General features: G+C 71.8%; 18 protein-coding genes. 6 read left to right on the top strand and 12 right to left on the bottom strand.

What is annotated here, in order from left to right; genetic code table 11:
• On the bottom strand, positions 1-398 hold a 398-nt coding region (locus tag CA984_RS31835), incomplete at its 3' end, for an AMP-binding protein (protein ID WP_242676287.1).
• A 180-nt stretch (positions 399-578) separates the two neighbouring features.
• Positions 579-779, bottom strand: a complete 201-nt coding sequence (locus tag CA984_RS31830; RefSeq protein ID WP_086577175.1) for an MbtH family protein — start codon at positions 777-779, stop codon at positions 579-581.
• Between the two features lie 234 nt (positions 780-1013).
• Here CA984_RS31830 and CA984_RS31825 point away from each other — a divergent pair, with 234 nt between their 5' ends.
• Positions 1014-1535, top strand: a complete 522-nt coding sequence (locus tag CA984_RS31825; RefSeq protein WP_086577174.1) for a YbhB/YbcL family Raf kinase inhibitor-like protein — start codon at positions 1014-1016, stop codon at positions 1533-1535.
• A 199-nt stretch (positions 1536-1734) separates the two neighbouring features.
• On the opposite strand, the gene lysA is transcribed toward CA984_RS31825, so the two are convergent.
• Positions 1735-3015, bottom strand: a complete 1281-nt coding sequence (lysA, locus tag CA984_RS31820; protein ID WP_242676286.1) for a diaminopimelate decarboxylase — start codon at positions 3013-3015, stop codon at positions 1735-1737.
• A gap of 144 nt (positions 3016-3159) precedes the next feature.
• Between lysA and CA984_RS31815 the strand changes: the two genes are divergently transcribed.
• The 5 genes from CA984_RS31815 to CA984_RS31795 all read left to right on the top strand — a co-directional run bounded on the left by CA984_RS31815 (position 3160) and on the right by CA984_RS31795 (position 8225).
• Positions 3160-4044, top strand: coding sequence for an ABC transporter substrate-binding protein (locus CA984_RS31815; protein WP_086577172.1), 885 nt, complete (start codon positions 3160-3162; stop codon positions 4042-4044).
• A complete protein-coding gene (locus tag CA984_RS31810; RefSeq protein WP_242676285.1) occupies positions 4035-4955 on the top strand; it encodes an amino acid ABC transporter permease in 921 nt (306 codons plus the stop codon). Before CA984_RS31815 ends, CA984_RS31810 begins: the two co-directional genes overlap by 10 nt.
• Positions 4955-5719, top strand: coding sequence for an amino acid ABC transporter ATP-binding protein (locus CA984_RS31805; protein ID WP_086577170.1), 765 nt, complete (start codon positions 4955-4957; stop codon positions 5717-5719). Before CA984_RS31810 ends, CA984_RS31805 begins: the two co-directional genes overlap by 1 nt.
• The gene (locus tag CA984_RS31800) at positions 5716-7320 is read left to right on the top strand and encodes an N-acyl-D-amino-acid deacylase family protein (RefSeq protein WP_086577169.1); all 1605 of its coding nucleotides are present in this window, start codon (positions 5716-5718) and stop codon (positions 7318-7320) included. The genes CA984_RS31805 and CA984_RS31800 overlap by 4 nt, the downstream gene beginning before the upstream one ends.
• A gap of 146 nt (positions 7321-7466) precedes the next feature.
• On the top strand, positions 7467-8225 hold the full coding sequence (locus tag CA984_RS31795) for a serine hydrolase (protein WP_242676284.1): 759 nt from the start codon (positions 7467-7469) through the stop codon (positions 8223-8225).
• Between the two features lie 139 nt (positions 8226-8364).
• On the opposite strand, the gene CA984_RS31790 is transcribed toward CA984_RS31795, so the two are convergent.
• The 9 genes from CA984_RS31790 to iolB all read right to left on the bottom strand — a co-directional run.
• Entirely contained in the window at positions 8365-9159 is a 795-nt protein-coding gene (locus tag CA984_RS31790; RefSeq protein WP_207621119.1) for a Cof-type HAD-IIB family hydrolase, read from the bottom strand.
• Complete coding sequence (locus CA984_RS31785) at positions 9156-9980, bottom strand: inositol monophosphatase family protein (protein ID WP_086577168.1); 825 nt, start codon at positions 9978-9980, stop codon at positions 9156-9158. Before CA984_RS31785 ends, CA984_RS31790 begins: the two co-directional genes overlap by 4 nt.
• The gene (locus tag CA984_RS31780; protein WP_086577167.1) at positions 9971-10735 is read right to left on the bottom strand and encodes an HAD family hydrolase; all 765 of its coding nucleotides are present in this window, start codon (positions 10733-10735) and stop codon (positions 9971-9973) included. The genes CA984_RS31785 and CA984_RS31780 overlap by 10 nt, the downstream gene beginning before the upstream one ends.
• Complete coding sequence (locus tag CA984_RS31775; protein ID WP_086577166.1) at positions 10732-11829, bottom strand: ABC transporter ATP-binding protein; 1098 nt, start codon at positions 11827-11829, stop codon at positions 10732-10734. The genes CA984_RS31780 and CA984_RS31775 overlap by 4 nt, the downstream gene beginning before the upstream one ends.
• Complete coding sequence (locus tag CA984_RS31770) at positions 11830-13656, bottom strand: ABC transporter permease (RefSeq protein WP_086577165.1); 1827 nt, start codon at positions 13654-13656, stop codon at positions 11830-11832.
• 77 nt (positions 13657-13733) lie between these two features.
• A complete protein-coding gene (locus CA984_RS31765) occupies positions 13734-14393 on the bottom strand; it encodes a DUF47 domain-containing protein (protein ID WP_207621118.1) in 660 nt (219 codons plus the stop codon).
• Complete coding sequence (locus CA984_RS31760) at positions 14390-15370, bottom strand: inorganic phosphate transporter (RefSeq protein ID WP_086577163.1); 981 nt, start codon at positions 15368-15370, stop codon at positions 14390-14392. The genes CA984_RS31765 and CA984_RS31760 overlap by 4 nt, the downstream gene beginning before the upstream one ends.
• Positions 15370-17208: a 3D-(3,5/4)-trihydroxycyclohexane-1,2-dione acylhydrolase (decyclizing) gene (gene iolD / locus CA984_RS31755; protein WP_086577162.1), complete on the bottom strand. Its 1839-nt coding sequence runs from the start codon at positions 17206-17208 to the stop codon at positions 15370-15372. Before iolD ends, CA984_RS31760 begins: the two co-directional genes overlap by 1 nt.
• A partial coding sequence (gene iolB, locus CA984_RS31750; protein WP_086577161.1) for a 5-deoxy-glucuronate isomerase occupies positions 17205-17700 on the bottom strand: 496 nt, incomplete at its 5' end. The genes iolD and iolB, both read right to left, overlap by 4 nt.

The raw sequence follows: 17700 nt of genomic DNA, 5'->3' as shown, positions 1-17700 counted from the left end.
CTGTCGGGGCCGGTGGTCATGGTGGGGAGGTGGCGGGTCAGTTCGTGTCCGGCGTAGGTGTCGTCGGTGATCATGACCTGGGCGTTGGTCTGTTCGGCGATCCAGCGCATTCGCGCGGGTGGCAGTCCGGGGTGCAGGGGGACGTAGGCGCCGCCGGCCTTGACCACGGCGAGCAGGGCGATCACCACGTCGACGGAGCGTTGCATGAGTACCACGACGGGGGATTCGGGGCCGACTCCGGCGGTGTTCAGGCGTCGTGCCAGCGCGTTGGCCCGCGCGTTCAGTTCGGCGGCCGTGAGGCGGACCTCGCCGCAGACCACCGCCTCGGCGTCCGGAGCCGCCGCCACCCGCGCCTCGAAAGCCTCGTTCAGGTTGTTGTGGGAAGAAAGCCGGTTCACGGAATCTCCAGATTCATGGCACAGCGGCGTGGCAACAGAACCGATGACGGGGATGCCGGGCAATCGCATGGAAAGACGGCATGGTGCAGCGGGAAGACGGCATCGTGTAATGGGGGCCCACGATGGAGGCGGCCTGCGGATACGGCGCTCGGGAGCCGTTCAGGAGGACTCGGGAGCCGTTCAGGAGGAGGAGAGGCTGCGGGGACGCATGTCCGTCCAGTTCGCCTCGGTGAAGTCAAGGCACCCCTGCCGGGTGTCCTCTCCGTGCACGACGTTCCAGCCGGGGGGAACGTCGATGGACACGGGCCAGAGAGAGTGCTGGCCCTCGGTGTTCACGAGGACGAGAAAACGACCGTTGTCGTCCTCGAACGGATTGCTCATGAAAACTCCGCGCTTTCGGATGTGGTTTTTTGAACCATTCGGTCAACCGGAACGCGGGGTCACCGCGCAACTAGCCGGGAAGACGGGTGAACACATCCATCTTTGTAATTAACGATCTAAATGCGGAGTATGCCGTCAAAGCCCACGGAAATGTCAACCCTTGACAGGACTGGAAAAAGCTACAAAAATCCCCTGCTGCCGGGCGCTCCCCGGCGGGGAACGGGGGAATGGGGAATGATGGATCAGCGCGCACCGCTGCCCTACGCCTACCTGCGCCAGGTGCCGGCGTTCACGGTCGTCAGCGACGACCTCGTGGACGGCGGCGTCCTGCCCGGCGCGCACGTCTACGAGTCCGGCAACGTCTCCCCGCACCTGCGCTGGTCGGGCGCTCCGGAGGGGACGAAGGGCTACGCGGTCACCTGCTTCGACCCCGACGCCCCCACCGGCAGCGGCTGGTGGCACTGGCTGCTGGTCGACATCCCGGCCGAGGTGGGCGAGCTGCCGCGCGGCGCCGGCAGCGGCGCGATGGAGGGACTGCCCAAGGGGGCCTTCCACGGCCGCAACGACTACGGCACGTTCGACTTCGGCGGGGCCGCCCCGCCTCCCGGGCCGCCCCACCGCTACGTCTTCGCGGTCCACGCCCTCGGCGTGGAGAGCATCGAGGTCACCCCGGAGCAGACGGCCGCCGTGTTCGGCGGGACCGTCAACCACCACGCCCTGGCCCGCGCGGTGCTCACGGTGGAGTACGGCGTCTGAGCCGTCCTCCCGCGGTCCGGCCACGGGCCTGATCGCGGGGCCGGCGGCGGCTCCGGCCGTCCGGCCCGGTGCGCGGTCCCCGCCGGACGGAGGGGGCGGAGCCGCTCGGCCGCGCCGGGGGCGGCTCGCGCCCGGACGCGCCGGCGTGTCACTCCGCGTTCGGGTGTGCCGGCGTGTCACCCGGGTACGGAGGCGTCACTCAGGTGTAGAGGCGGAGCAGGTCCTCCTCGGTCTCCCGGCGCACGACCACCCGGGCCGATCCGTCGCGGACGGCGACCACCGGGGGCCGGGTCACGTGGTTGTAGTTGCTCGCCATCGACCGCTGGTAGGCCCCCGAGGCGGGGATCGCCAGCAGGTCGCCGGGCCGTACGTCGGCGGGCAGCGGCAGGTCGTGGACGAGCACGTCGCCGCTCTCGCAGTGTTTGCCGACCACCGTCACCTCGCGGAGGGGGGCGTCCGAGGAGCGGGAGGCCAGGAGCGCGGTGTAGGCGGCGCCGTACATGGCGGGACGGGGGTTGTCGCTCATCCCGCCGTCCACGCTGACGTAGGTGTTGACGCCGGGGATCTCCTTGACCGTGCCCACCTCGTAGAGGGCGACGGCGGTGGGTCCGGCGATCGAGCGGCCCGGTTCCACGGCGAGCCGCAGGTGGGACGGGACGGCCTCGCGCAGGGCCGCGACCACCTCGGCCGGGCGCGGCGGCACCGGGTCGCCGGGCCGGTAGACGATGCCCAGGCCGCCGCCGAGGTCGAGCTTGGGGATCGTCACGCCGTGCTCGCGCTCGCATGCCTGCAGGAAACCGGCCATCCGGCGGGCGGCCAGGGTGAAGCCGCCCAGATCGGTGATCTGCGAGCCGATGTGGGAGTGCAGGCCGACCAGCTCCAGCGAGGCGGCGGCCAGGACCCGGCGGACCGCCTCGGCCGCCAGCCCGGCCTTCAGCGAGAACCCGAACTTCGAGTCGTCGCCGCCGGTGGCGATGAACTCGTGGGTGTGCGCCTCCACCCCCGGGGTGACCCGGATCATCACGCGCTGCCGCACCCCCGCCTCACCCGCGAGGAGGGTCAGCCGCTCGATCTCGGCGAAGGAGTCCACGACCACGCAGCCGACACCCCAGGTGACGGCCCGGCGCAGCTCGGCGACCGACTTGTTGTTGCCGTGGAAGACCACCCGTGCGGGATCCATTCCCCCGGCCACGGCGACGGCCAGCTCGCCCCCGGTGCACACGTCGAGGCAGAGGCCGGCCGCGTCCAGCCAGCGCACCACCTCGGGGCAGAGGAAGGCCTTGCCTCCGTAGTGGACCTCCCCGCCGGGCAGCGCGTCCCGCCACTCCGCGCAGCGCGCCTGGAACTCCTCCTCGTCGAGGACGTAGGCGGGCGTGCCGAACTCGGCGGCGAGCTCCCGTACGCCGACCCCGCCGATGTGCAGTTCCCCGCCGGTCCATGCCGCGGTGCGCGGCCAGCCGTTCTCGATGACCAAGCTCATGCGGTTGAAGGTAGAGCTTGATGGCTTTTGTCCGGTCTCAGCATCGAAGATTTCGACGCTGAGACTCGCAAGCATTCATGACTGTTGGGGCCGTTACCTGCCGTCGACAACATAAACTCAACTATTCGCAAACCGGGAGGTTCTATGACAAAGCGCCTGTATTCGGTCATTGCCGTCGCGCTGGCCGTATCGGCGTTCGCCGGCGGCTGCGGGCGCTCGTCGTCGGGGACCGACGCCGGCGCCGGCGCGGCTTCGGCGGCGGGCAAGACGGCCAAGGACCTCGTGCCCGAGGCCGTGCGCAAGACGGGCGAGCTCCGGATGGCGACCTCGGAGGGCTACCCGCCGATGGAGATGTACAAGCCGGGCACCCAGGAGCTCACCGGCGTCGACCCGGACCTCGCCGCCGCGATCGCGGCCAAGCTCGGCCTGAAGGTCAAGGTGACCAACGCCGCCTTCGACGGCCTGATCCCGGGCCTGCAGGCCGGCCGCTGGGACATGGTGATGTCCTCCATGAGCGACACCGAGGAGCGCCGGGCCGCCGTCGACTTCGTCGACTACTTCAGCGCCGGCGGAGCCATCATGGTCAAGAAGGGCAACCCCGAGGGTATCAAGACCCTTGAGGACCTGTGCGGCCGCACCGTCGTGCTGGCCAAGGGCAGCTCGAACCTCGCGATCGGGCAGCGGCAGGACGAGAAGTGCGCCAAGAAGATGCAGATCATGCAGAGCGAGGACGCGCCGACCGGCCTGCTGAGCATCGACTCCGGGCGTGCGGTCGCCACCATCGTCGACTCGCCCGTCGCGGCGATGTACGCCAAGGACACCGGCAAGTACGACGTGCTGCCCGAGCAGTACGACGCCGGCCCCTGGGGCATCGCGATCGACCGGCGCAACACCGCGCTGCGCGACGCCGTGGCCAAGGCCATGCAGGAGCTGACGGCCGACGGCGGCTACAAGGCGGTCCTGGAGAAGTACAGCGTCGCGAGCAACGCCGTACCCGAGGTCATGGTGAACACCAAGCCGTGGAAGTGACCAAGACCCCGCAGGCCGCCGACGTCGCGGACCTGCCGATCGACGCGGTCCGCCCGCCGCGCCCCGGCCGGTGGATCGCGGCGGTGGTCGCCGCGTTCGCCCTGGTGTGGCTGGCCTACACGATCATCGTCAACGAGAACCTGCACTGGGACGTCATCGCCGAGTACCTGATGGACGGCAGGGTCCTGGGCGGCCTGTGGGTCACGATCCAGCTCACCGTGCTGTCGATGGTGATCGGCCTGGCGCTGGGCATCCTCGCCGCCGTGATGCAGCTGTCCGGCAGCCCGGTGCTGCGGGGCGCCTCGGCGCTCTACACCTGGTTCTTCCGCGGCACCCCGCTGCTGGTCCAGCTCATCTTCTGGTTCAACATCGGGCTGGTCTTCCCCTCCTTCGGCATCGGCGTGCCGTTCGACGGCCCCAAGCTGATCGAGTGGCAGGCCAACGAGCTGATCACGCCCTTCACCGCGGCCCTGCTCGGTCTGGCGATCAACGAGGGCGCCTACATGGCCGAGATCGTCCGGGCGGGCATCCGCTCGGTGGACCCCGGCCAGCGAGAGGCGGCCGAGGCGCTCGGCATGTCACACCGGCAGGTGCTCCGCCGGGTCGTGCTCCCCCAGGCGATGCGGGTGATCATCCCGCCCACCGGCAACCAGTTCATCTCGATGCTCAAGACCACCTCGATGGTCTCGGTCATCGCCGGCGCCGAACTGCTGACGGTCTCCCAGCGCATCTACCTCGGCAACTTCGAGGTGATCGCGATGCTCATCGTGGCCTCCATCTGGTACATCGTGCTCACCACCATCGCGAGCGTCGGCCAGCACTTCATCGAGAAGCGGTTCGAGCGCGGCCACCACGCGCTGCAGGTCAGGGTCCGCCGCAACCTGCGGCCGTTCAGCAGGGGGAACGCGTGATGGTCGAACCCAAGGTGAGGATCCGCTCGGTCCGCAAGTGCTTCGGCTCCGTCGAGGTGCTCAAGGGCATCAGCCTGGACGTCCCCGAAGGCGGCGTGGTCTGCGTCGTCGGCCCGTCCGGGTCCGGCAAGTCGACGCTGCTGCGCTGCGTCAACCGGCTGGAGACCATCGACTCCGGCCGCATCTGGGTGGACGGCGACCTGATCGGCTACGCCGAGCAGGGGGACCGGCTCCACCACCTGCGCCCCGCCCAGCTCTGCCGCCAGCGCCAGGACATCGGCATGGTGTTCCAGCGCTTCCACCTGTTCCCGCACCGCACGGCGCTGGAGAACGTCATGGAGGGCCCGGTCGTCGTCAAGGGCGTCGCCAAGGGCCGGGCCAGGGAGAGGGCGATGGAACTGCTGGAGCGGGTGGACCTCGCCGACCGCGCGGGCCACTACCCCGCCCAGCTCTCCGGAGGCCAGCAGCAGCGCGTGGCGATCGCCCGCAGCCTGGCCATGGATCCCAAGCTGATGCTCTTCGACGAGCCGACCAGCGCGCTCGACCCCGAGCTGGTCCAGGAGGTGCTCGCGGTCATGCGGGACCTGGCCGCCAGCGGCATGACGATGATGGTGGTGACCCACGAGATGGGATTCGCCCGCGAGGTCGGCGACAACCTGATCTTCATTGACGGCGGCGTGATCGTCGAGCAGGGACACCCCCGCGACGTGCTCGCCAACCCGCGCCACGAGCGCTTCCGCGCCTTCCTCGGGCAGGTTCTGTGACCCACTTCGACCTGCTGCTCCGGGGCGGCCTGGTGATCGACGGTACGGCGGCGCCCGACGCCGCCCGGCACGCCGACGTCGGCGTCCTCGACGGCCGCCTCACCCTGCTGCCGCCGGGAGCCCCCGCCACCGCACGCGAGACGGCGGACCTGACCGGTCTCGTCCTCGCCCCCGGCTTCATCGACGTGCACACCCACTCCGACGGCGTCACCCTGATCGACGGGGAGCTGGGCGGCGACATGGTCCGGGCCGCCGTCCTTCAGGGGGTCACCACGGAGATCTCCGGCAACTGCGGTTCCAGCCTCTTCCCCGCCCTGCCCGGACGGCTGGCCGCGATGCGCGCGGAGACCCGGGTCTACTTCGGCGGCGACGTCGGGATGTACGAGGGCTTCGCCGAGTTCGCCGCCGCGCACGCCGCGGTGCCCCGCGCCAACCACATCACCTCCCTGGTCGGGCACGGCACGCTCCGCGCCGGGGTGATCGGCCCCGTCGACCGTGCCGCCACCCCCGGTGAGCTTGACACCATGTGCGCGCTGCTCGACCGGGCGCTGTCGGCGGGGGCGGCGGGGCTGTCGACCGGGCTCATCTACACCCCCGGCACCTACGCGAGCACCGACGAGGTCGTCGCGCTGGCGGCCGTGGCGGCCGCGCACGGCAAGCCCTACGTCACCCACCTGCGCGATGAGATGTCGCGGGTGGAGGAGGCGCTGGAGGAGGCCGTCGAGATCGGGCGCAGAAGCGGCGCCCCGCTGCACGTCTCCCACCACAAGACGGCGGGCAAGTACGCCTGGGGGCTGACCCGGCGCACCCTGCCGAAGCTCGCCGCCCTGCGCGCCGGGGGCATGGACGTGACCTGCGACGTCTACCCCTACACCGCGGGGAGCACGGCGCTGGGCGCGATGCTCCCGCCCTGGGCCTCGGACGGCGGGATCGCCGCGCTGACGGCACGGCTGGCCGACCCCGGACAGCGCGACCTGATGCGCCGGGCCATCGCCGAGGGCGTCCCCGGCTGGGAGAACACCGTCGGCAACGGCGGCTGGGACCGCATCTCGATCGCGTGCGCGCCGCGCCACCCCGAGACGGAGGGGCACACGATCGCCGAGCTGGCCGCCGCGCGCGGCCAGGACCCCATCGACATGGTCGCCGAACTGCTCGTCGCCGAGCAGGGCGAGGTGACGATCATCAGCCACTCCATGATCGAGGACGACGTGCGGCGGGTGCTGGCCGCGCCGTACTCGATGATCGGTTCCGACGGCGTGCCCAAGCCCGGCGGCCGGCCCCACCCCCGCTGGGCGGGGACGTTCCCGCGCGTGCTCGGGCACTACGTCAGGGAGCTGGGACTGCTGAGCCTGGAGACGGCGGTGCACAAGATGACGGGCATGGCCGCGGCCAGGTTCGGGCTGGCGGGGCGCGGCGTCATCAGGGACGGCGCCCACGCCGACCTGGTCGTCTTCGACCCCGGCACGGTCGCCGACGGCGCCACCTTCGCCGACCCGCTGGTCCCGCCCTCGGGAATCCACTCGGTGATCGTCGCCGGTCGGACCGTGGTCCGGGACGGGGCCGAGACCGGTGCCCGGCCCGGGGCGGTGCTGTCCACGTGAGCGGTGACCGCGTGATCGACCGCGATCGCGGCCTCTGGAAGGATGACGGGCCCGGTAACGGCGCCGGGCCCGGACAGGATGACGGGCTCCGGGAGGGCACGGCGATGACAGGACCCGACGCGCCGGATGGAGACGGGGCGCACAGGGTGGCCGTTTCGGTGCCGGGGCTGGTCTCCCTCGACGAGGACGTCGAGCTGACCCTCGCGAGCACCGGCAAGCTGCTGCTGCTCGCCGCGGTGGCCCGCGGGATCGCCGCGGGGAGGCTCGACCCCGCCGAGATCGTGGAGGTGCGGGAGGAGGACCGCTGCGGCGGTTCCGGCCTCCTGGGCGACCTGTCCGCCCGTCGCTGGGCGATCGGGGATCTCGCCGTGCTCACCGCGTCGGTGAGCGACAACACCGCGACCAACGCGCTGCTGCGCCGGCTCGGCCTGGACCGGGTGGCCGAGGACGCCGCCGCGCTCGGCTTCGTCCGGACGCGGATCCTCGACCGGATCCGCGAGCCGCGCCTGCCCTCGCACCCGCCGACCTTCGCCGTCGGTACGGCCGGCGAGCTCGCCCGGTTCGCGGCCGGGCTCGACGGCCGGCAGGAGTGGACCCGGCTCATGCTGGGCTGGATGGCCTGCAACACCGACCGGAGCATGGTCCCCGCCCTGCTGCCGCACGAGCCGGAGGACCGGGAGGTGCCCGCCTCCGTCCCGCCGGGAAGGGTCTGGGTGGCGAACAAGACCGGCACCGACGTCGGCGTGCGGGCCGACGTCGGGGTGATGATCGGCTCCGGTCGCCGGATCGGCTACGCCGTGCTGGCCAACGGCCCCGCCGGAGACGAGCACGCCCTGCTGGAGAGCGTCCGCCAGGCCGGCCTGGCCATCGGCCGCCTGGCCGGCCTGCCCGCCGGTCGGCGCTGACCACCTGACGGGCCGCCCCGCCGGTCGGCGCTGAGCATCCGGCGGGCAACCCCCGCCGGCCGCCTGGCGGGCCCCGCGGGGTCGTCGCCGACCGGCTGGGCCGGTGCGCCCGAGACCCCGCGCGCACCGGCCCGGCCGGCTATGCCGGCGCGACCTCCCCGGCCCGTGACAGGACCAGCTCCACCAGATCGGCGACGGCCCCGTCCGCGCAGGCGCCCACCACGACGCCGGCCGCCGCCCGGACCTCCGGATGACCGTCACCGACCGCGACGCCGAGCCCGGCGGTTTCGATCATGTCGATGTCGTTCGGGTTGTCGCCGATGGCCGCCACCTGCTCCAGCGGCACGCCCCGGGAGGCGGCCAGCTCGCGGAGCGCGGCGCCCTTGGTGGCGCCCACGGGCAGCACTTCCAGGTAGGTGGCCTCGGAACGGACCGTGATCGTCCCCGGGATGTCCAGATCAGGCAGCGGGTCGCCGATCAGCATGCACTTGGTGATCTCGCCCGGGGGCAGCGCGGACCAGTCGCCCGGGTCGCGCAGCGTGATCCCGTCCCGGCGGGCGTAGTCCCGCAGCTGGGGCACGTCGTGGACCGCCAGCGCCTCGCCGCCGGAGAACGCCACCGGATAGACGCCCTCCGGCAGCCCGTCGAACCGGTCGAGCAGCGCCTTCCACGCGTCCGCCGGCAGGTGGCGGGAGCGCAGCACGGCTCCCGTGCCGAGGTCCACGGTCCGGGCGCCGTTGTAGAGGATCGCCGCCCCGGTGAGGCCCAGTTCCTCGTAGTAGCGCAGGGCCGACGCCTCCATCCGCCCGGTCGCGATGACCACCTCTCCGCCCGAGGCGAGGAAACGGCGCAGCGCGTCCCGGCCGGAGGGCACCATGGCCAGGTCGCGTCCGACGAGCGTCCCGTCCAGATCGGTGACGATCCACCGGATCACGAGACCCCCCTCGCCGTGGAGACCTCGGCCATCACCGAACCCGCGAGGTCGAAGCCGCCCACGCAGGCGAGGTAGCCGCCGGGCGTGAAGATGTCGCCGGACAGCGGGATGTACGTGCCGCCGGCCCGCTCCACCAGCAGCGAACCGGCCGCCACGTCCCAGGCGTTGACGTGCGTGCCGTACGCGACGTCGGACCAGCCGGCGGCGACGTGCGCCAGCTTCAGCGCCGCGCTCCCCGGGCGGCGCGTGCTGGCGAAGGCGTTGACCATCCGGGCGAAGCGGTGCAGCGCCTCATCGCCGCCCGCGGCCAGGTCACGCGGTGTGGGAAAGCTCGACAGCAGCACCGCCTCCCGGTCGGTGCGCGCGCCGGAGCTGCGGATCGGCTTGCCGTTGCAGAAGGCCCCGTCGAGCGAGGCGGTGAACTCGTCGTCGCGGACGGGGTCGTAGACGGTGCCCGCCACCACCTTTCCGTCCACCACGGCTCCGATGGAGGTGCAGAAGAACGGCAGGCCCACGGCGAAGTTCGCGGTGCCGTCGATGGGGTCGACGTACCAGCGGATGTCGCCCTCTCCTCGGCCCCTGCCTTCCTCTCCCCGGACCCCGCCTTCCTCTCCCTCCACGACGCTGCCCGGGCACAGGCGGCCCAGGACCTCGCGGATGCGCTCCTCGGCGGCCTTGTCGTGCTCGGTCACCGGGTCGTGGAAGTCGCGTTTGGTCTTCACCTCGGGCCGGGAGCGGAAGGCGTCCCTGAGCTGGTCGCCGACTGCTCTGGCCGCCTCGACCGCGATGGCGGCCAGCTCGCGCGAAGTGTTTACATCCATGTCTCCTCCAGGAGGTTCAGAAGTCCGCGGGGGTCCTCGACTGTCGCCTGAGGGCTCTGGCGCACCTTGTAGGGGATCTCGTCGGTGCTCCGGGAGACCATCAGGACGGTGGCCCCCACTCCGGCGCGGGCGCCGCAGACCACGTCGCGGTCGTAGTTGTCGCCGACGTACCAGGTCTCCGCGGGGTCGACGCCCAGTGCCCGGCAGGCGATCCAGATCATCTCCGGATTGGGTTTGCGCACGCCGACCTCGTCGCTGTAGACCTGCACCGCCACCTGGCGGTCGAGGCCGCTGAGGGCCATGTAGTCACGGTGGACGGCTCCGCACAGCGCGTTGCTGACGACCGCGGGCGTGACGTCGTGCGCCCAGCAGGCGGCCAGCAGCTCCTGCAACGCGGTCCGGGTCTTGCGGTCGCTGCGCAGCTCGCCCATCCGCCTGCAGAGCGGCGTCGCCTCGGCGATCACCAGCGAGCGGGCCTGCTCCGGCCAGTCGCCCGCCACGAAGTCGGCCCAGAACCCGCGGTGCGTCATCTCCGCCGGGGCGAACTGCCGGGAGGTGGAGTCCTTCCAGTACTTGTCGGCGCGCGCGCCGGCCCGGATGTCGCCCTCGACGTCGTCGAGGCCGAGGCCGTGGAAGCCGGCCCTGCTGAGCAGGTCGTGCACCTCCGCGGCGAGCTCGGCCGCCCACGACGGGCGCCGGGAGGTCTCCACGATGACACCGCCGAAGTCCAGCAGCAACGCCTTGGGCCGGATCACGCCCCCACCTCCGTCCGGTCCCAGGAGGAGAGCCGGACGCCGTCGGCGCCGAACAGGTGCATCTGGTCGGTCCAGCAGGTCAGCACGTCGCCGGCGGCGGCCTCGACCGGCGTGTAGGAGACCGCGTACAGCTCGGTGTCCAGGATGCGCAGCCGTACGGTCCAGGAGGAGCCGGCCGGCAGGACGGCCTCGACCACGGCCTCCTCGTGCCAGGCGGTGCCGGGCGGCGTGCCCAGGCGCAGCGCCTCGGGCCGGATGCCCACGGCGGTGGGGGCGCACTGCCCGGCGCGGGCCTCGATGGAGCGCATCAGCGAACCGGCCAGGCCGGTGGGGGAGGGGGCGACGTCGACGATCGCCATCGGCGGGCTGCCGACGAACTCGGCGACGAACCGGTTGGCGGGCCTGGCGTACATCTCCATCGGGGCGGCCAGCTGCTGCAGCTCGCCGTCCTTCATGACCGCGACGTCGGTGGCCATCGTGAGCGCCTCGAGCTGGTCGTGGGTGACGAAGACGATCGTCGCGCCGGACTCCTCGTGGATGCGTTTGAGCTCGGCGCGCATCTCCAGGCGGAGCTGGGCGTCGAGGTTGGACAGCGGCTCGTCGAGCAGCAGCACCGTGGGGTTGATCGCCAGCATCCTGGCCAGTGCGACGCGCTGCTGCTGGCCGCCGGAGAGCTGGGAGGGGTAGCGGTCCATGGCGGCGTCGACGTGGACCATCTTGAGCGCCGTCTCCGCCCTGGCCCGCCTCTCGGGGCCGGGCACCTTGCGCATGCGCAGGCCGAACTCGACGTTCTCACGCACCGACAGGTGGGGCCAGAGCGCGTAGTTCTGGAAGACCAGCCCCATGCCGCGCTTCTCCGGCGGGACGTAGAGACCGCGCTCGACGGAGTCGAGGACCCGGTCGCCGACGGCGATGCTGCCCGCGGTCGGCTGCTCGAGCCCGGCGATCATCCGCAGCGTGGTGGTCTTCCCGCAGCCGGAGGGGCCGAGCAGGCACATGAACGCGCCGTCGGGAACGGTCAGGTCGAGGTTCTTCACAGCGTAGTCGCCGCCGCCGTAGCTCTTGGCGACTCCGCTGAGGGTGATGTTCGGCATCTATCCTCCTAGGCCGGACGCCAGGCTGCTCTTGGTCAGACGCTGGGTCAGGTAGGTCATGGTGAAGGAGACCAAGGCGATCACGAGTACGACCGCGTTGGCGAGCTGGGTGTATCCGTAGTCCACAAGGCCGATCGACAGGGTCGTCAGGAGCTGCGTCCCGGTGGTGGTCAGCATGATGACGATGCTGAGCTCCTTGAGCCCGGAGATGAACGGCAGCACGATCCCTGTGACGAGAGCGCCCTTCTGGATCGGGAAGATGATCCGCCGCATCCGCTGCCACCAGGAGGCCCCGGCGATCTGCGCGGCCTCCTCCGGCTCGCGGCCGAGCTGCATCATCGCCGCGATGCCCGAGCGCGAGCTGTACGGCAGGTGCGTCACGGCCATCACCAGGATCAGCAGGAACGTCGTCCCGTACAGCGCGGGGAGGGGTCCCCTGGCGACGGCGAACAGCGACAGCGAGGCGGCCGCGAACGCGATGCCGGGGATGAGGTAGGGCAGGAAGGAGACCTGGCGGAGGAACGCGGCGACGCGTGGAGCCGTGCCGCGCACCACGACGTACCCGATCAGCAGGCCGGCGACCGCGCAGATCAGCGAGGCCAGGCCGACGATGCGCAGCGAGTTCCACGCCGCCGTCCACAGCTCCGAACCGCGCAGGACACCGTGCGGGAAGCCGACCGCTCCGGGCAGCTTCTCGGCGAGCCAGTAGTCGAGGGTGAAGGTCGACAAATCCAGCGGTGTACGGGTGACCGTCGACAGCAGCAGCGTGAACACCGGGACCAGGACGCTCACCACGAAGACCAGCAGGCCCAGCCCGAACAGGGGCCAGCGCCAGCGGCGCAGGTCGCTCAGCCGGTCCATCGCGCCCTTGCCGCCTACGGTGACGAACCGGCGGTGCTCGCGCATCAACCGGGTGTCGGTGAGGACGATCAGGACTCCGATGACCACGATGACGGTGGCGAGCACGGACGCCACGCCGGTGCTGCGGTCCCGGATCGACTGGAACAGCCCCGTGGACAGCACCCGGTAGTCGGCCGGCAGGCCGAGCACATACGGCGTGCCGAACGTGCCGAGCACCCGGCCGACCACCAGCAGCACGGCGGAGGACAGCGCCGGGAGCATCAGCGGCACCACGATCCGCCGGATGACGGTCCGCTGCGGGGCGCCGAGGATCCGCGCGGAGTCCTCCAGCTGCGCGTCGATGCGGCGCAGCGCGTTCCCGACCAGGAGCAGCACGAACGGGTAGTAGTGCAGCCCCAGGGTGACGATGATCGGTACCGCGCCGTAGGCGAGCCAGTCGGGGGTCCGGATGCCCTGGGCCTGCAGGAACCCGACCTGCCCGGCGGCACGCTCGTTCTTGAACAGCGACAGCCAGGCCAGGGAGAAGGTCCACGAGGGCAGCATGTAGGGGACCACCAGGGCGCCGGCGAGCCACTTGCGCCCCGGCACGTTGGTCCTGGTCACCAGCCAGGCCATGCCGCCCCCGACGACCAGCGCGAACAGCGTGGTGCCCACCGCGATCACCAGCGTGTTGAGCAACGGCTCCCAGAACAGCAGGCCGCTGATCTGGGACCGGAACACCCGCCACATGTAGTAGCCGGTCCATTCGCCCGGCTGCTGCCCGGCGTGCACGTCGTCGCCGTACTGCAGGCGGAAGGCGTCCGACAGCACCGCGATCAGCGGTGCCACGACAAGATAGGCGAGCAAAATGACAAGAATCAGCCCGAGTGCGGCGGTGGGGTCGTGGCGCAGCACGCGGAGCCGGTACACCAGTCTGCGCCGCCTAGAGGGAGGTGGCGGCGTTTCCGGCTTGGTGAGAAGAGCCATGGGTACTTCCTTCAGGGGGTTGGCGAGGACCGACGCGGTGCGCGGCCGTCGGCTTCCTCAGTGGCTTCGCTTGGTCATCAGTGGCTCCGTTTGAGCATCGCGTCGGCGAGCGCGTCGGCCGCCTCGCCGAGCCGCCGGCCCACCGCGTCGAGACGCGACAACAGCTCGCGTCTGCGCAGGGTGTCCATCTCCAGCGGTCCGGTGAACAGCTCGGTGAGCCGGGTCTGGTAGAGCTGGCGGACCCGGCTGCAGGCCTTGCGCGTGGCCAGCACGGCCACGGTGACCGAGCCGGGATCCTCGATCATCTTCAGGACGGCGGTCTCCAGCTCGTCGAGGCCGTCGATCACCGCCTGCAGCGGCTCGACGGCGAAGCCGAGATCCTCCGGTCCGAACAGGTCGGTCTCGCGTACGTAGTCGCGCAGGTGGTCCAGCACGTCGTCGATCGAGCGCGAGATCCGGAACAGGTCCTCCCGGTCGACGGGGGTGGCCAGCACCCGCCGCAGGACGCGCACCAGCTCGCCTCGCGCCTCGTCGCCCTCGTGCTCCACCTCGGTCATCTCGGTGCGCGCGGCCGACCGTTCGATCTCGCCGGTCGCGGTCGAGCGGGCCAGTACGGCTCCCGCCCTGACGACGGCGACCTGGTGGCGGACCAGGTCGACGACCCGCCGCCCGGACCGGCCGCGCACATCGTCCCAGGCCCGCAGGAACCGCCGGGCGCGGCCGTCGGCGCCGCTCACAGCAGCCTCAGCGCGAGCCCGGCCAGGCAGCCCAGGGCCATCGACGACGGCAGCGTGACCAGCCATGCCGTACCCATGTTCATGACGCTCTGCCATCGCACTCTCCTGGCTCCCTCACTGGCCGCTACGCCGACGACTCCGGCTGTGATCGACTGGGTCATGCTCACCGGACTGCCCAGAGCCGAGCTGCCCAGGACGGCGCCGGTGGCCGCCGTCTCGGCGGAGACGATGTGCAGCGGCCGGGTGATGACCAGACCGCGGCCCAGCCGCTCCCCGACACGGGTCAGGCTGGTCAGGGCTCCGGCGAGGAAGAGCGCCACCAGGACGGCCATCCACGCCGGCGGCACCTCGACGGGGCCGACCCCGCCCAGCCCCTCGCGGCCCACGTCGACCGCGACGCTCACCACCGCGATCATCTTCTGGCCGTCGTTCACCGCGTAGGCCACGCACTGGGCCGCGTAGGCCAGCAGGTGGGCGGCGAGCACGAGCCGGGGCATCCGGCGGTAGGACGGAACCCTGCGCGACAGGGTCCCCAGCAGGTAGCCCAGGGCCAGGCCGACCAGGGGCGCGCCGGCCCCGATCGCCAGGACCGCGCCCAGACTCGACCACGACACCGGCAGGCCGGCGCCGAACCCCGCGCCGGTGATGCCGCCGATCACCGCGAGCGTCAGGCTGGTCGGCAGGCCCCTGCCGGTCAGGACCGCGACCACGGCCACCGCGATCACCACCCCCGCCAGGAACGCCGTCGCCCCGCCGCTCGTCCCCAGCCCCGCCAGCCGCTCGGTGAAGGTCCGGGCGACCGCGATGCCCAGCAGGTACGGTCCGGCGAAGAGCACCACCACGAGCAGCAAGGCGATCGCCCATCCCGGCGAGCGGGGGAACCTGAGCCCGAGGCCGATGAGCGTGGCTCCGTCGTTGGCCCCGCTGATCAGCACGAAGAGGATCGCGACCGTGGCGAAGGCGAGCGTCCACCCCATCAGAGGTAGGGCCGCTGGTCGCGTTTGTGATCTTCGTAGTGCCGGCGCACGGTCCTGACCTCCGGCAGGCTCGACACCTCGGCCACCGGCACGTCCCACCAGGCCGTGGTCTCGGGGCCCGGGCCGGGGACGGTCTCGACGTGGACGACCGTGGTGCGCGCGGACGCCATGGCCTTGGCCAGTGCGGTCCGCAGTGTGTCGGGGTCGTTCGCCGTCAGCACGTCGGCGCCCAGGCTGGCGGCGTTGGCGGCCAGGTCCACCGGCAGGAAGGCCCCGTCGAGCTCACCCGAGGGGCCGCGCATCCGGTAGGAGGTGCCGAGCCGCTGGGCGCCGACGGATTCGCTGAGGTTGCCGATGGAGGCGAAGCCGTGGTTGTCGACCAGCACCACGACGAGTTTGACGCCCTCCTGCACGGCGGTGGCGATCTCCTGGGCCATCATCAGGTAGGAGCCGTCGCCGACCAGCACGAACACCTCTCGCTCCGGCGCGGCCAGCTTCACCCCGAGCCCACCGGCGATCTCGTACCCCATGCAGGAGTAGCCGTACTCCACGTGGTACTGGCCGGGGTCGGTGGCCCGCCACAGCTTGTGCAGGTCGCCGGGCATCGACCCGGCCGCGTTGACCACCACGCCGCCCTCGGCGGCCTGGTTGACGATTCCCAGCATCACCGGCTGGGTCAGCTCCGTCCCCCCGTAGGCGCGCTCGATCTCGGCCTGCCAGTCGCGGGTCAGCTCGATGGCTCTGGCGCTCCAGGCGGGGTCGGCGCTCCAGTCGCCGGGCTCCAGCGCGTCCAGCGCCTGGCGGGCGTCGGCGACGAGCATCTGGCCGGAGTGCTTGGCCGCGTCGAAGGCGGTGACGTTGATGTTGAGGAAGGCCGCGCCGGCGAACAGCGTGCGTGAGGCGGTGGTGAAGTCGCTGTAGCGGGTGCCGATGCCGATGACCAGGTCGGCCTCGCGGGCCAGGGTGTTGGCCGCGGCGCTGCCGGTGTGGCCGATCGCGCCGGCGGCGTACGGGTGGTCGTACGGCACGGCGCCCTTGCCTGCCTGCGTCTCGGTGACCGGGATGCGGTGGCGGGCGGCGAAGGCGGCCAGCTGATGCGAGGCCTGGCTGTGTTTGACGCCGCCGCCGGCCACGATCAGCGGCCGGCGTGATCGCCGCAGCAGGTCCTGGGCGCGGGCCAGCGCGGCGGGTTCGGGCACCGGGCGGGCCACGTGCCAGACGCGCCGGCGGAACAGCTCCTCGGGCCAGTCGTAGGCCTCGGCCTGGACGTCCTGGGGCAGGGCCAGGGTGACCGCGCCGGTCTCGGCCGGGTCGGTCAGCACCCGCATCGCGGCCAGCAGTGCCGAGGGCAACTGCTCGGGGCGGTTGATCCGGTCGAAGAAGCGGCTGACCGGCCGCAGGGTGTCGTTGACGGTGACGTCGTAGGAGCGGGGGTCTTCCAGCTCCTGCAGCACCGGGGAGGCGGCGCGGGTGGCGAAGACGTCGCCGGGCAGCAGCAGCACCGGGATGCGGTTGATGGTGGCCAGGGCGGCGCCGGTGACGAGGTTGGTGGCGCCGGGGCCGATGGAGGTGGTGCAGGCGAAGGTGGACAGGCGGTCGCGGGTACGGGCGTAGCCCACGGCGGTGTGCACCATGGCCTGTTCGTTGCGGGCCAGGTAGTAGGGCAGGGCCGCGTGGGTGCCGGCGCCCTGTTCGGCGAGGGCCTGGCCGATGCCGGCGACGTTGCCGTGGCCGAAGATGCCCAGGCATCCGGCGATCAGCCGCTGCTCGGCGCCGTCGCGTTCGGTCCACTGCTGGGCGAGGAAGCGCACGAGCGCCTGGGCCACTGTCAGTCTCATGGAGCGTCTCCAGGGGATCCGCCACGGGCGTCCGTGACGCGACGCGGCAGGCGGGGGTCGACCACCTGGTCCGCCCAGGAGGAGCGGATCCAGGCGTGATTGGGATCGTCGCAGAAGGCCATGGACCGCTGGGGGGCGGGACCGGCCAGCACGTTGAGGTAGTACAGGTCGTAGCCGGGGGCCGCCATCGACGGGCCGTGGTAGCCGTGCGGGACCAGCACCACGTCTCCGCCCGACACCTCGGCCAGCGTGTCGTGGGTGCCGTAGACCCGCTGGTAGCCGGGGCCGCCCTCGAAGTAGTAGATCTCCTCCAGTACGGCCTCGTGCTCGGAGGCGGTGTCGTGCTTGTGCGGCGGGTAGGACGACCAGTTGCCGCCGGGGGTGAGCACCTCGACCGCGACGAGCTTGTCGCAGTCGAAGGCGTCCGGGGCGCAGAAGTTGTTGACCTGGCGGCTGGCCTGGCCGGCGCCGCGCACCTCGACCGGGACCTCG

This window comes from Streptosporangium minutum, assembly GCF_002149035.1.
In the GTDB taxonomy this organism is placed as follows: domain Bacteria; phylum Actinomycetota; class Actinomycetes; order Streptosporangiales; family Streptosporangiaceae; genus Streptosporangium; species Streptosporangium minutum.
Note: the sequence above shows the minus strand (reverse complement) of the source record. Positions and strands in the feature narration are given on the sequence as shown.

Bases quoted from the DNA above. Each gene is read 5' to 3' on its own strand.
- CA984_RS31825 (WP_086577174.1), top strand. From the start codon at position 1,014: ATGATGGATCAGCGCGCACCGCTGCCCTACGCCTACCTGCGCCAGGTG.
- CA984_RS31775 (WP_086577166.1), bottom strand. From the start codon at position 11,829: ATGCCGAACATCACCCTCAGCGGAGTCGCCAAGAGCTACGGCGGCGGC.
- CA984_RS31770 (WP_086577165.1), bottom strand. From the start codon at position 13,656: ATGGCTCTTCTCACCAAGCCGGAAACGCCGCCACCTCCCTCTAGGCGG.
- iolD (WP_086577162.1), bottom strand. From the start codon at position 17,208: ATGAGACTGACAGTGGCCCAGGCGCTCGTGCGCTTCCTCGCCCAGCAG.
- CA984_RS31830 (WP_086577175.1), bottom strand. From the start codon at position 779: ATGAGCAATCCGTTCGAGGACGACAACGGTCGTTTTCTCGTCCTCGTG.
- CA984_RS31760 (WP_086577163.1), bottom strand. From the start codon at position 15,370: ATGGGGTGGACGCTCGCCTTCGCCACGGTCGCGATCCTCTTCGTGCTG.
- lysA (WP_242676286.1), bottom strand. From the start codon at position 3,015: ATGAGCTTGGTCATCGAGAACGGCTGGCCGCGCACCGCGGCATGGACC.
- CA984_RS31785 (WP_086577168.1), bottom strand. From the start codon at position 9,980: ATGGATGTAAACACTTCGCGCGAGCTGGCCGCCATCGCGGTCGAGGCG.
- CA984_RS31805 (WP_086577170.1), top strand. From the start codon at position 4,955: ATGGTCGAACCCAAGGTGAGGATCCGCTCGGTCCGCAAGTGCTTCGGC.
- CA984_RS31815 (WP_086577172.1), top strand. From the start codon at position 3,160: ATGACAAAGCGCCTGTATTCGGTCATTGCCGTCGCGCTGGCCGTATCG.